12 protein-coding genes are annotated in these 12990 nt (G+C 68.1%); 6 read left to right on the forward strand and 6 right to left on the reverse strand.

The annotated features are described in order from the left end of the window. Positions 1–11 precede the first annotated feature (11 nt). From EDD27_RS51225 to EDD27_RS51240, 4 genes are all read left to right on the forward strand, one after another. A complete protein-coding gene (locus EDD27_RS51225; RefSeq protein WP_241564703.1) occupies positions 12–566 on the forward strand; it encodes a sigma-70 family RNA polymerase sigma factor in 555 nt (184 codons plus the stop codon). Continuing rightward, complete coding sequence (locus tag EDD27_RS51230) at positions 566–763, forward strand: anti-sigma factor family protein (RefSeq protein WP_127939939.1); 198 nt, start codon at positions 566–568, stop codon at positions 761–763. The genes EDD27_RS51225 and EDD27_RS51230 overlap by 1 nt, the downstream gene beginning before the upstream one ends. Positions 764–851: 88 nt before the next feature. Then, entirely contained in the window at positions 852–1655 is an 804-nt protein-coding gene (locus tag EDD27_RS51235) for a tryptophan 2,3-dioxygenase (protein WP_206642027.1), read from the forward strand. A 39-nt stretch (positions 1656–1694) separates the two neighbouring features. Next, positions 1695–6569, forward strand: a complete 4875-nt coding sequence (locus EDD27_RS51240; protein ID WP_127939940.1) for an NAD-glutamate dehydrogenase — start codon at positions 1695–1697, stop codon at positions 6567–6569. A 164-nt stretch (positions 6570–6733) separates the two neighbouring features. On the opposite strand, the gene EDD27_RS51245 is transcribed toward EDD27_RS51240, so the two are convergent. From EDD27_RS51245 to EDD27_RS51265, 5 genes are all read right to left on the reverse strand, one after another. Next, positions 6734–7579: an ABC transporter permease gene (locus tag EDD27_RS51245; protein ID WP_127939941.1), complete on the reverse strand. Its 846-nt coding sequence runs from the start codon at positions 7577–7579 to the stop codon at positions 6734–6736. Beyond that, entirely contained in the window at positions 7576–8472 is an 897-nt protein-coding gene (locus EDD27_RS51250) for an ABC transporter ATP-binding protein (protein ID WP_241564704.1), read from the reverse strand. The genes EDD27_RS51245 and EDD27_RS51250 overlap by 4 nt, the downstream gene beginning before the upstream one ends. Before the next feature lie 181 nt (positions 8473–8653). Further along, entirely contained in the window at positions 8654–9133 is a 480-nt protein-coding gene (locus tag EDD27_RS51255) for a Clp protease N-terminal domain-containing protein (RefSeq protein WP_127939943.1), read from the reverse strand. Then, positions 9130–9363: a hypothetical protein gene (locus EDD27_RS51260; RefSeq protein WP_127939944.1), complete on the reverse strand. Its 234-nt coding sequence runs from the start codon at positions 9361–9363 to the stop codon at positions 9130–9132. The genes EDD27_RS51255 and EDD27_RS51260 overlap by 4 nt, the downstream gene beginning before the upstream one ends. A 279-nt stretch (positions 9364–9642) precedes the next feature. Beyond that, positions 9643–10662, reverse strand: coding sequence for a DUF8094 domain-containing protein (locus EDD27_RS51265; protein WP_127939945.1), 1020 nt, complete (start codon positions 10660–10662; stop codon positions 9643–9645). 97 nt (positions 10663–10759) lie between these two features. On the opposite strand from EDD27_RS51265, the gene prfB reads away from it, so the two are divergent. Continuing rightward, positions 10760–11878 carry a peptide chain release factor 2 gene (prfB, locus tag EDD27_RS51270; protein ID WP_127939946.1) on the forward strand — a complete coding sequence of 373 codons (1119 nt, stop codon included), beginning with the start codon at positions 10760–10762 and terminating at the stop codon, positions 11876–11878. A 14-nt stretch (positions 11879–11892) separates the two neighbouring features. On the opposite strand, the gene EDD27_RS51275 is transcribed toward prfB, so the two are convergent. Then, positions 11893–12084 carry a hypothetical protein gene (locus tag EDD27_RS51275; RefSeq protein WP_127939947.1) on the reverse strand — a complete coding sequence of 64 codons (192 nt, stop codon included), beginning with the start codon at positions 12082–12084 and terminating at the stop codon, positions 11893–11895. A gap of 202 nt (positions 12085–12286) precedes the next feature. Between EDD27_RS51275 and ftsE the strand changes: the two genes are divergently transcribed. Then, the gene (ftsE, locus tag EDD27_RS51280) at positions 12287–12976 is read left to right on the forward strand and encodes a cell division ATP-binding protein FtsE (protein WP_127939948.1); all 690 of its coding nucleotides are present in this window, start codon (positions 12287–12289) and stop codon (positions 12974–12976) included. Positions 12977–12990: the final 14 nt, after the last annotated feature.

Below are 12990 nucleotides of genomic sequence, written 5' to 3' on the forward strand. Positions count from 1 at the left end.
AAGGTGTAAAGATGTGCCCCGTGCTAGGTCACCTCGACGGCAGGTTCGAGAGTGCGGATGCCGAGGCGGAGCATCGCATTGCGGTGCTTTACCAGGAGTTCGGCGGCCCTCTGCTGCGCCACGTACGCAAATCTACAGGTAACGACCTTCAATGGGCTGAAGACGTCGTGCAGGAGACGCTCGTCAGAGCCTGGCGTAACTCGGCAAGACTGCAATGGGAACCAAGCCTCATATGGGCATGGCTACTGACAGTGGCCCGCCGCATCGTTATCGATGGGCGTCGGCGTAAGAGCGTTCGACCTCACGAGGTCGAACCGCCCGAAGTCGACATGATGGCGGTGCCCGACGGCTCGGAGCGAGCCCTCTCGGCGATCGTCGTCGCCGACGCGCTCCGCAGTCTGTCCGAAGAACACCGTGAAGTCATTGAGCAGACCTACCTTCGAGACCGTACGATAAGTGAGGCGGCGGAGATTCTGGGGATCCCGCCGGGGACGGTGAAGTCCCGGCTCTACTACGGGATCCGGGCTCTCCGTGAGCTGCTGCGGGACAAGGGGGTAGCCGGCTGATGCACGAAGAGGTGGCCGCCTACGTCCTTGGTGTCCTTGACGAAGAGGAACACGAGGCGTTCGAGCGCCACCTCGACACGTGCGAGCAGTGCCAGGCCGAGCTCATCGAGCTCGTCGAGCTGCCCGATCAGCTCGACGAGCTGAAGAACACCCCTTCGGCCTCCGACGACGACCCCCCGATGTCCATGTCACGTTGACGTCTATCCCCTTTTCGGGTGATATCGGTACGGCGAGGCATTACGCCCGGCAACCGGAGACGCCGGGCGGTTCAGGGGGAGGTGTTCGGTGGGCATCGACGGTGATGCGCCCGGTCCCCCGGATCGGCAGTTCGGAGAGGAAGGCGGCCGGCTGTCGTACGGCGGCTATCTCTGCCTGCCCGCGTTGCTCGCACAACAGCAGCCGCAGTCGCAGGCGCCGGACGAGCTGCTCTTCATCACCATTCACCAGGTCTACGAGCTGTGGTTCAAGCTGCTGCTCCACGAGCTGGAGTCCGCTCGCTTCGCCATGTTCGGCGGCGAGCTGTGGCAGGCCAGGCACCTGTTCCAGCGGGTGCAAGCGGTCGAGCGGGTGCTGATCGAGCAGGTCGACGTCCTGGAGACGATGACGCCTCAGGACTTCCTGGCGTTCCGCGCGAAGCTGGCGCCGGCCAGCGGCTTCCAGTCGGTGCAGTTCCGCGAGCTGGAGTTCCTCTCGGGCCTGAAGGACGAGCGGTACCTCACCAGCTTCCGGCATGCCTCCGAGGCCGAGCTCGCCAGGCTGCGCCGCAGGCTGGACGAGCCCACGCTGTGGGATGCTTACCTGGCCGCCCTCGCCCAGCGGGGCCTGCCGGTCTCGGACGACGAGATCATGGCTTCGCTGCTGACCGTGGCCAGAGACCGCCGGTCCCACGACGACCTGTGGCAGCTGGCAGAGGACCTTCTGAACCACGACGAGACCACCGCGCTGTGGCGGATGCGTCACGTCCAGATGGTCGAGCGCCAGATCGGCGACAAGTCCGGCACCGGCGGCTCCACCGGCGCCCCCTATCTGCGCGGTAGAACGCGCCTGCACTACTTCCCGCTGCTGTGGGAACTAAGGGCCTGGCTATGAACGGCCATGGCGAACCCTCACAAAGGAGTGAGACCTACGATGCCCCTCGATGAGGCCAAGGACGAGCTGCTCCAGCGAGCCGCCGAGAGTTGCGCGGCGAGCAGTGAACACGTGACCGCAGAGGAGGCTCTGGCCTTCCTCCGGTTCTACTACCGCCATGTGGCGCCTGAGGACCTGCTCGAGCGCAATCCGGTCGACGTGTACGGCCCCGCCATGTCGCAGCGGCAACTGGCCGAGGTCCGCCCGCAGGGCCGGGCGGTGGTCCGGGCCTACACGCCCACGTTGGAGGAGAACGGCTGGGACCCGGGGCACTCGGTGGTCGAAGTGGTCACCGACGACATGCCGTTCCTGGTCGACTCGGTGACGATGGAGCTCGACAGGCACGACCTGGGAATCCACCTGCTTGTCCACCCGCAGATGCGGGTCCGCCGCGACATGACGGGCCGCATGCTGGGCCGTGGCGAGGAGGACGTCACCGGCCAGATGCTGGTCGAGTCGTGGATACACGTCGAGATCGACCGGCAGTCCGATCCCGACGTGCTCAAGGCGCTGGAGTCCGACCTCCAGCGGGTGCTGTCCGACGTGCGCCACGCGGTCGAGGACTTCAGGAAGATGCGGGCGCTGGCCGTGCAGACCGCCGAAGACCTGAGCATGAACCCGCCGCCGCTGGAGCCCGCGGAGGTCGAGGACAGCATCGACCTGCTGCGCTGGCTCGCCGACGGGCACTTCACCTTCCTCGGCTACCGGGAGTACCGGCTGGAGAACACCGACCAGGGGGAGGCGCTGCGCTCGCTGCCGGGGGCGGCGCTGGGCATCCTGCGTGACGACCGGCCCGGCTCGGCCAGCTTCTCCGTGTTGCCGCCCGAGGTGCGGGCCAAGGCACGCGAGAAGCACCTGATGATCACCACCAAGGCCAACTCCCGTGCCACCGTGCACCGGCCGGCCTACCTCGACTACATCGGGGTCAAGACGTTCTCGCCCGAGGGCGAGGTGATCGGGGAACGGCGCTTCCTCGGCCTGTTCACGCACGTGGCCTACAACGAGTCGATCTCCAGGATCCCGGTGCTCCGGCGCAAGCTGGCCGACGTGCTCGACGCGGCCGGGCTGCAGCCCGACAGCCACGACGGCAAGGACCTGATCGAGATCCTCGAGACGTTCCCGCGGGACGAGCTGTTCCAGACCTCCGTCGAGCAGTTGCTGCCGATCGCGCTGGGCGTGCTGCGCCTGCGCGAGCGCAAGCAGGTCAAGCTGTTCCTGCGGCGCGACGACTACGGACGCTACATCTCCTGCCTGATCTACCTGCCGCGCGACCGCTACACCACCAAGGTCCGGCTGAAGATGCAGGAGGTGCTGCTCAAGGCCCTGGGCGGCAAGTCGCTCGACTACAGCGCGATGATCGGCGAATCGGTGCTGGCCCGGCTGCACGTGGTGGTGCGGGGCGAGCGCGGCAAGCAGCTGCCGCCGCCGAGCGTGGACGTGGAGGAGCTGGAGGCCAGGCTGGCCGCGATCACCCGCTCCTGGGAGGACGACCTGGCCGCCGCGCTGGGCGAGATGACCTCCGAGGACGAGGCGCCGGCGCTCATGAGGCGGTACGCGTCCGCGTTCCCCGAGGGCTACAAGGCGGACTTCCCGCCCAAGGTGGCCGTCGTGGACCTGCGCCGCCTGGAGGAGCTCATCGCCGCCGGAGACGACGAGCAGGTCGGGATCAACCTCTACGAGCCGTACGACGCGACCGAGGGGGAGCGGCGACTCAAGATCTACAAGGTCGGCTCGCCGATCTCGTTGTCCCACGCGCTCCCCCTGATCCAGCGGCTCGGCGTCGAGGTCGTCGACGAGCGGCCCTACGAGATCGACAGGGACAACGATCCCAGGACCAAGAACGCCTGGATCTACGACTTCGGGCTGCGCTACACGCCCTCCGACGAGGTGGACAGGGACGACTTCAAGCGGTTCTTCCAGGACGGGCTCACCGCGCTGTGGAAGGGGCGCGTGCAGGCCGACAACTTCAACGCGCTCATCCTGCGCGCCGGGCTGACCTGGGAGCAGGTGGAGATCCTGCGGGTCTACGCCAAATACCTGCGCCAGGCCGGGAGCACGTTCTCGCAGACCTACATCGAGCGGGTGCTGAACGGGAACGTGCGGCTGGCGCGGCTGCTGGTGAGCCTGTTCGAGGCCAAGCTGGATCCGCGGCGGAGCGACAACGTACGCGACGAGCTCCTGGACGCGCTGCAGGAGGAGGTCCTCGGAGCGCTGGACGAGGTGGCCTCGCTGGACGAGGACCGCATCCTGCGTGCTTACCTGGAGATGATTCAGGCGACACTGAGGACGAATTACTTCCAAACGGTTAACGGGACGCGTAAACCGTACATTTCACTCAAGTTCGATCCGCAGGCCATCAGCGTGCTTCCGTTGCCGCGGCCGAAGTTCGAGATATTCGTTTACTCGCCACGGGTCGAGGGCGTGCATCTGCGATTCGGAAAGGTGGCGCGCGGCGGGCTCCGGTGGTCCGATCGGATGGAGGACTTCCGGACGGAGATATTGGGCCTGGTTAAGGCTCAGATGGTGAAGAACACCGTCATTGTTCCGACTGGGTCCAAAGGTGGATTTGTCGTAAAACGTCCGCCTGTGGGTGGCACGCGCGAGGAGCTGCTCGCCGAGGGAGTGGCCTGCTACCGGACCTTCATCTCTGGCCTGCTGGACGTCACCGACAACCTCGTGGACGGCCAGATCGTGCCGCCGCCGGACGTGGTCAGGCACGACGGCGACGACCCCTACCTGGTCGTGGCCGCCGACAAGGGCACCGCCACCTTCTCCGACATCGCCAACGGCGTGGCCAAGGACTACGGGTTCTGGCTGGGCGACGCGTTCGCCTCCGGCGGGTCCATCGGCTACGACCACAAGGCCATGGGCATCACCGCCCGCGGCGCGTGGGAGTCGGTCAAATACCACTTCCGCACCATGGGCGTGAACACGCAGACCACCGACTTCACGGTGGTCGGCATCGGCGACATGTCGGGTGACGTGTTCGGCAACGGCATGCTGCTGTCCCAGCACATCCGGCTGGTGGCCGCGTTCGACCACCGGCACATCTTCGTGGACCCGACCCCGGACGCCGCCCGCTCCTACGCCGAGCGTCAGCGCCTGTTCGAGCTGCCGCGCAGCTCGTGGGAGGACTACGACACCAAGATGATCTCGGCGGGCGGCGGCGTCTTCCCGCGTACCGCCAAGTCCATCCAGATCACGCCGCAAATGCGCGAGGCGCTCGGCCTCCCCGCCCGGGTGAGCTCGATGGCGCCGAACGACCTGATCAGCGCCATCCTGCGGGCCCCGGTGGACCTGCTGTGGAACGGCGGCATCGGCACGTACGTGAAGGCGACCTCCGAGTCCCACGCCGACGTCGGCGACAAGGCCAACGACGCGCTCCGGGTCAACGCCGCCGACCTGCGCTGCAAGGTGGTCGGCGAGGGCGGCAACCTGGGCTTCACCCAGCTCGCCCGGATCGAGTTCGCGCTGAACGGCGGGCTCGTCAACACGGACTTCATCGACAACTCGGCCGGGGTGGACACCTCCGACCACGAGGTGAACATCAAGATCCTGCTCGACCAGGTGGTCCGCGACGGCGAGCTGACCGACAAGCAGCGCAACCAGGTCTTCACCGCGATGACCGACGAGGTCGCCGCGCTGGTGCTGCGGGACAACTACGCACAGAACGTGGTCCTCGCCGCGGCCCGTGCCCAGGCCGTCGAGATGCTCCACATCCACGCCCGCTACCTGCGGCGGCTGGAGCGTGAAGGGCTGGTCAACCGGGAGCTGGAGTTCCTGCCGTCGGACAAGACGCTGGCCGAGCGCCGCCAGGCCAGGCTCGGGCTGACCGCGCCGGAGTTCTCCGTCCTGCTGGCCTACACCAAGCTGGTGGCCGACGCCGAGCTGCTCGGCTCCGACCTGCCCGACGAGCCGTACCTGGAGTCGTGGCTGGTGTCGTACTTCCCGTCGGATCTGCGGGAGCGCTTCCGCACGTACATGGACGCGCACCCGCTGCGGCGGGAGATCATCACCACCTGCGTGGTGAACGACCTGGTCAACAGCATGGGCACCACGTTCATGCACCGCTTCGGCGAGGAGACCGGCGCCTCGACGCCCGACATCGCGCGGGCCTGGCTGGTGGCGCGGGAGGTCTTCGACCTGCCGTCGTTCTACCGGGCCGTGGAGTCGCTGGACAACAAGGTCAGCACCGATGTCCAGATCGCCATGTTGCTGGAGGCCCGCAAGCTCGTCGAGCGCGGCGCCCGCTGGCTGCTGATCAACCGGCGCCCGCCGCTGGACCTGTCCGCGTCCGTCAGCTTCTTCATGAAGGGCGTCAACGGGCTCGTCGCCCACATCCCGAAGATGCTCACCGGGCCCGACCTGGCCGCGTACGAGGATCGCCGGGACTCGTTCGTGGCCCGGGGCGTGCCGCTGGAGCTGGCCGAGCGGGTGGCCGGCATGGTGCCCGCGTACTCCACGCTGGACCTGGTGGAGGTCGCCTCGCTGACGGGACGGCCGGTCAACGAGGTGGGGGAGGTCTACTTCGACCTGGCCGACCGCCTCCAGCTGGCCCGCCTCAGGGAGCGGATCATCGCCCTGCCCAGGGACAACCGGTGGAACTCCATGGCCCGCTCGGCCCTGCGCGACGACCTTTACGCCGCGCATGCCTCGCTGACCAGGGACGTGCTGGCCCACAGCAAGCCGGGGCTGCCGCCGGAGGAGCGGCTGGCGCGGTGGTCCGAGGGCAACTCGGCGGCCGTCTCCCGGGCCAGGCAGACGCTGTCGGAGATCTGGGAGAGCGACAACTTCGACCTGGCCACGCTCTCGGTCGCGCTGCGTGCCATCCGCACGCTGGTGGCCGCCAGCAACCTCCCGCACACGGAGGCCTGAGCTCAGCTGCGGCGGTACGTCAGCCGCCGCAGCTGCATCTCCGCCGGTCCACGGTGGCCGGCGCGGCGCATGAGGTCCGCCGGGGGCCTGATGACGGCGTGCCAGTTGCCCCAGCGCGTAGCCGAACAGGAACACGAACATCGGCCTGGCCAATGGTCACGGTGTCATCCAACCCGCCGCAGTGCGCGCTCGCGGCGGGCGGCCACGTTTGACCCTGACTCCCCGCGTGCCATCCTCCGCAACACCACCGGCGCCACGAGCAGCCCGAGCACCGCCCAGACGCCAAGAACGCCGGCGGTCTCCAGGTGCCGCCACGACTCGCCGATCTCGATGGCCGCCGCCGAGTCAGGCAGCAGGGCCGAGCGCATGCCGAGCCCCATCCAGTAGATCGGGAAGACCTGGGCGATCCACTGCAGCCACTCGGGCAGCGAGGTGATCGGGTAGAAGATGCCGGAGATTCCGATCACGGCGAGGAACGGCAGCTGCAGCAGCCCCTGGGCGCGGGCGCTGGCGAACGCCGAGCCGAGGACCGCGCCGATGGGCAGGGTCGCCACCAGGCCCAGCGCCAGCACCCAGGCCAGGGTCGGCCAGGAGCCCGGCCCGATCGCCAGACCCTCCACGAGGAGCAGGCCGGGCACGAGGAAGATCACGAGGTCGGCCAGCAGCCCGCCGGCGACCGAGATCACCTTCCCGATGAGGTAAGCGGGCATGCCGTGCGGAGTCGCCTTGGCCCGCAGCAGGGTGCCGTCCTCGCGGTCCGCGGTGAGCTGCTGGCTCATGCTGATCATGCCGGCCGCGGCGTTCATGCCGAGGATGCTCGGCAGGGCAAGCGTGCCCAGCAGGAGCCCGCTGGAGCCGAACGACAGGTCCCGGAGGAAGAACATGGCGACCACCATCAGCCCGGGCCACAGGAAGTGCGAGAACAGCTCCGGCCCGTTGGTGAATGAGTGGCGCAGCTCGATCAGGCCGCGGGACCAGCCCGCGCGCAGTGCTGTCGTGGCGGGGTTCATCGGGTCGCCTCCGGGGTCGATTCCGCCTGGCGGACCAGGGCGAGGTATGTCTGCTCCAGGGAGGCTCGGTGGATCTCGAGCTCCTGCACGTCGTCGCCGTACCGGGCGAACAGCTCCTGGGCGAACCGGGTGGAGTCCGCCGTCTTCTGGACGAACCGCTGCCCGTTGAGCAGCCAGCGCACCTCGTCCTCGCCGGCGATCCGCCGCGCCAGTTCCCCGGCCGTGCCGTCGGCGACGATCCGGCCGCCGCTCAGCACGACGATGCGGTCGGCCAGCTTCTCTGCCTCGTGCAGGTCGTGGGTGGTGAGCAGCACAGTGGTCTCCTGAGCGGCCACCAGCTCGCCTACGAGGCCGTGGAAGTCGCTCCTGGCCTGCGGGTCGAACGACGCGGTCGGCTCGTCGAGGAACAGCAGCTCGGGCCGGCCCACGATGCCGACCGCCACGTCGAGCCTGCGCCGCTGGCCGCCCGACAGCGTCTTGATCTTCTTGCCCGCCTGACCTTCCAGGCCGACCGTTCTGATCAGCTCGCCGGTGTCCCATGGCCGCGGAATCCCGGCAGTGGCGTAGCCGGCGTAGTAGCCGCCGAGGTGGTCCAGGAACTCGCGGACCCGCCAGTTGCCGTGGTCGCGCCAGGACTGCAGCACGACCCCGAGCCGGGCCCGCCACCGCTCGTCGCCGTGTGCGGGATCGGCGCCGAGCACCTGGACCCGGCCGGCCGAGCGGGCGCGGAAGCCTTCCAGGATCTCGATCGTGGTGGTCTTGCCCGCCCCGTTGGGCCCTAACAGGGCCAGCACCTCGCCGTGGCGGATCTGGAACGTGACATCGTGCAGGACGTCGACCGAGCCGTAGCGCATGCGCAGCCCGTCGACGTCGAGCACGACTGTGTCGCTCATCGTCATGAATTGGCCTCTCTCTGTGATCGAACAAGTCCGCGACGGGACGCATGCCGGCGGCACCTGTCGCGAGGGCATGACACATCACGACCCGAACCGGCCGTCCCGCACCGGCTACGCGCGGGAGGAGGCAAGGGCCGCGGACAACAGATAGGGATAGGGGGCGCTCGGGCCCCCGGATTCACCAGCTCTCGTGGGGGAGCGTCTCCCTGGCGCGTGCCATCAGTCCCACCCGGTCGGCGCCGGCCAGGGCGAGCGCGCGCGGCACGGTGCCGATCTCGGTGTCGAGGACGCCGAGCAGCAGATGCGCGGGACGCAGGTCCTTCTTGCCGGTGGCGGCGGCGAAGCCGCGTTCGAGCGCGAGCCTGGCCGAGGCGCTGATCTTGGGCGGCTTGGGGTCGCGGCTCGGCTTCGGGAGGTCGTAGGAGGCGAGCGACACGCCGACGGCGTTCAGGCTGTGCTCGAACTCCCGGTCCAGCGCCTCCCTGATCGCCTGCCGCCCCAGCCCGGCCGCCACCAGGACGCGGTGCGCGGCGGTGCCCTCGTGAGCGGCCATGGCCAGCAGGAGATGGTGTGCCTCGGTGGTCGCGGAGCCGTCCTCCAGCGCCTCCGCCCCACCTTGCAAGATGATCGCTTGGATGTAGTGGTCGATGGCGCTCATTGTCGTCTCCTCAACGTGACGCCGGCCGCGATGAGCCGCTTGGAGTGCTTCTTGTGAACCGCCTGGCGGGTGACGCCGAGCGCCTCGGCGACGTCGGGCCAGCTCCAGCCCGCGCGCATGGCCTGCTCGACGGCGGCGTCCTCCAGTTGATCGGCCAGGCGCCGCAACGCCACCACGGCCGCGAGCGCGTCCGCGGGTTCCTTCGGTTCGGGGATCTCATCTGCCGGCATACAAGCAACCGTAGTTGACTAATCGCCAATTAGTCAACCACAGTTGCTTAGCAGGCCCAGATGTCACCGAAGAAGCAGGTAAAGATGACGCTCGTCACGGCGAGCAACCCGTGAGCCTTCACGACCGGCCATGACAGAGGGCAAGGAGTTACGGCGCGTGCGGGGAAGGTGGCTTGCCGTAAAAAATGGGGATCTTATTGCCTTCACGACCGGCCATGACAGAGGGCAAGGAGTTACGGCACGTGCGGGCAAGGTGGCTTACCGTAAAGAACGGGTGTCTTATTGCCCAGAAGCCTTAGTAAGAGCGCCATCGTGAGCGATCACGGCGGCGGCGGACGGGCGGGACAGCGGCGGCGCCGCGGTGGCATATTGATGGGTTTCGACCAGGCGCAGCGTGCGGCGCAGCACCGGCGTGCTGATCGCCCACCGGGCCGACTCCGGCACCGGGATGTAGTCGTCCTCGGCCGTCTTGGTGGTCGTGGTCGTCGTCCGCGACAGCGAGTATTGGATCAGCGCCCCGCCGTCCGCGGTGCGCAGCGCGTACACGGGGAAGTTGTCGGCGCTGAAGATCGAGTCGTAGCTGAACCCGCTGCTCTTCGCCTTCTCCCGGAGCGAGGCGATCTGCTCGGCCACGTCCGTCGTGTAGGGCCCCGCCGCCAGGAGCCCCGCCGTGACCCCGGCCGTCCCGGTCTCGGCCACGCTGGCGTGCACGGGCTGCATGAACTGCGGGCTGATCGTGACGGTCTTGTCGTCCGGGGCCAGCGCCGTGGCGTAGCCATCGGCGTCCACCTCGATCTCCGGCAGCTCCTGCCCCGGCAGGAGCCGTGCCACGGAGCTGAGCCGCCAGCGATCCGACTTGGCGAACGTCAGCAGCGTCGGCTGCCCGTCGCGCGTCGCCAGCGCGGTGAACCAGGGCGCCTTCTCGCCCGCGGCGAACCTGGGCACGAAGAGCGTCGGCTGACCCCACCTGTAGCGGGGCGGGGCGTAGTCGGTCGACAGGTATGCGGCCACGGTCAGCAACGCCTGCCCGCCGGTCGTGAGGTCCCTCGCCGCCCAGTCCAGGCGGCCCTCCAGGTCGCTCTTCACCCGCAGCGCGTCGTCGGTGACCATGATCTCGCGGAACTCCTTGGCCGCCTCGGCCCGGGTGACCGCGACCGCGTCGGCGGACGGAGTGGGCGTCGCGGAGGCGGCCGCGGCCTGCTTCGTGGGCGTCGGCGGGGCATTGCCCGTGCAGGCGGTCGCCGCGGCCAGCACGCCGGCGGCGAGCGCCAGCACCTTCCGCCGCCCGTATGCACGCACGTCGCCATCGTATTCGGGTGGGCGACGAGACGAAGCCTTGGGCGCGTCCTGGGTTGGAGGACTGAGTTCTCCCGCGAGGCGCGTACCCTAGGGAAACGTGGCAGGCATCGATCCGGCAGAAGAGATCAACGAGCTCGCGGGCACGGTCCGCAGCATCCAGGACGTGCTCGACCTCGACGCGATGCGTAAGCAGATCGCTGAGCTGGAGCAGCAGGTTGCCGCGCCCGACCTCTGGGACGACCCCGAGCAGGCCCAGAAGGTCACGAGCAAGCTCTCCCACCTCCAGGGCGAGCTCAACCGCGTCGAGGGCGTCGCGCGCCGTCTCGACGACCTGACGGTCCTCTACGAGTTGGCGGCCGAGGAGGGTGACGACGACACGCGGGTCGAGGCCGACAAGGAGCTCGAGTCCCTCAAGTCCGACATCGGCGCGCTCGAGGTGCGCACGCTGCTCTCGGGTGAATACGACGCCCGCGAGGCGCTGGTCACGATCAACTCGCAGGCCGGCGGCGTCGACGCCGCCGACTGGGCCGAGATGCTGCTGCGGATGTATCTGCGGTGGGCCGAGCGCAAGGGCTACTCCACGGAGGTCTACGACACCTCCTACGCGGAGGAGGCCGGCATCAAGTCGGCCACGTTCACGATCAAGGCCCCCTACGCATATGGCACGCTGCGCGGCGAGCACGGCACCCACCGCCTGGTCCGCATCAGCCCGTTCGACAACCAGGGGCGCAGGCAGACGTCGTTCGCCGGAGTGGACATCGTGCCGGTCGTCGAACAGACCGACCACATCGACATCAACGAGGACGAGCTCCGCATCGACGTCTACCGGTCGAGCGGCCCCGGCGGCCAGGGCGTCAACACGACCGACTCGGCCGTGCGGATCACCCACCTGCCGACCGGCATCGTCGTCTCCTGCCAGAACGAGCGTTCGCAGCTGCAAAACCGGGCCACTGCCATGAACGTGCTCCAGGCCAAGCTGCTGGAGCGCAAGCGGCAGGAGGAAGCGGAGAAGATGTCGGAGCTGCGTGGTGCGACCACCACGTCGTGGGGCACGCAGATCCGCAACTACGTGCTGCACCCCTACCAAATCGTCAAGGACCTGCGCACCGGCACGGAGGCCGGCAACCCGTCGGCGGTGCTCGACGGCGACCTCGATCAGTTCATCGAGTCCGAGATCCGCTGGATGCGGCGGCAGGAGTCAGGGGCGGAATCCTAAGGGTTTCGCGGGGTCTAGAGCCCGCTGAGGTGCTTGAGCGCCAGGCTCGCGAAGAGCAGGACGATCAGCAGCAGGACGATGAGGGCGGGTGACAGCCCGGCGAAGCCGTGGTTGTGCATCCGCTCTCTGTTGGCGCGGCAGAGGGCGCAGCGTCCCTCGATCACGGGGTGGGCGCACTGCGCGCATACGAGGTGTTCACAACTCATGACAGCCCCAAGTCTAGCCGCACAATCGTTTTGTTTCCGTTATGGACGTTCCATGCCAGTCTTCCCCCTAGACTGAGCTCTGGCCAATCGGAACGTCGATCATCAGTAAAGACGATGCCCCCGATCGGCCAGCGGCGGGAAGTGGGCATGTGCCACCCTCGCTTCCGTCCTGACCCCTAGACTGGCATGCCGTGATGCTCTCGTGATCCATTTCGATAATGTCACCAAGGTCTACGCGAACCAGAACCGGCCCGCTCTCGACCACGTATCCGTTGACGTGGACAAGGGCGAGTTCGTGTTCCTCGTCGGCCCCTCGGGGTCAGGCAAGTCCACGTTCCTGCGTCTGATCCTTAAGGAGGAGCGCCCGAACTCGGGCGCGATCCACGTCGCGGGGAAGGACCTGTCCCGACTCTCCAACTTCAAGGTGCCGCACCTGCGCCGCCGCATCGGCTGCGTGTTCCAGGACTTCAGGCTGCTCCCGAACAAGAACGTCTATGAGAACGTGGCGTTCGCCCTGGAGGTCATCGGCAAGCCCCGGCGGTTCATCCGTAAGGTGGTGCCGGAGGTCATCGAGCTGGTCGGCCTGGAAGGCAAGGCCCACCGCATGCCCGACGAGCTGTCCGGCGGCGAGCAGCAGCGCGTCGCCATGGCCCGCGCGTTCGTCAACCGGCCGATGATCCTGCTGGCCGACGAGCCCACGGGCAACATCGACCCCGCGACGAGCATCGGCATCATGAAGGTGCTCGACCGCATCAACAGGACTGGCACCACGGTCGTCATGGCCACGCACGACGCGGCCATCGTCGACTCCATGCGCAAGCGTGTGGTGGAGCTGGAGGACGGCAAGATCGTCCGTGACCAGTCGCGTGGCGTTTACGGCCAGGCGTACTGACAGGGAGCTGCAGA

Origin of the sequence: Nonomuraea polychroma, assembly GCF_004011505.1 — a bacterium.
Classification (GTDB): Bacteria; Actinomycetota; Actinomycetes; order Streptosporangiales; family Streptosporangiaceae; genus Nonomuraea; species Nonomuraea polychroma.

Coding starts and splice junctions, on each gene's coding strand:
- EDD27_RS51225 (WP_241564703.1), top strand. CDS start 12: ATGTGCCCCGTGCTAGGTCACCTCGACGGCAGGTTCGAGAGTGCGGAT.
- EDD27_RS51230 (WP_127939939.1), top strand. CDS start 566: ATGCACGAAGAGGTGGCCGCCTACGTCCTTGGTGTCCTTGACGAAGAG.
- EDD27_RS51240 (WP_127939940.1), top strand. CDS start 1,695: ATGCCCCTCGATGAGGCCAAGGACGAGCTGCTCCAGCGAGCCGCCGAG.
- EDD27_RS51245 (WP_127939941.1), bottom strand. CDS start 7,579: ATGAACCCCGCCACGACAGCACTGCGCGCGGGCTGGTCCCGCGGCCTG.
- EDD27_RS51250 (WP_241564704.1), bottom strand. CDS start 8,472: ATGAGCGACACAGTCGTGCTCGACGTCGACGGGCTGCGCATGCGCTAC.
- EDD27_RS51255 (WP_127939943.1), bottom strand. CDS start 9,133: ATGAGCGCCATCGACCACTACATCCAAGCGATCATCTTGCAAGGTGGG.
- EDD27_RS51260 (WP_127939944.1), bottom strand. CDS start 9,363: ATGCCGGCAGATGAGATCCCCGAACCGAAGGAACCCGCGGACGCGCTC.
- EDD27_RS51275 (WP_127939947.1), bottom strand. CDS start 12,084: ATGAGTTGTGAACACCTCGTATGCGCGCAGTGCGCCCACCCCGTGATC.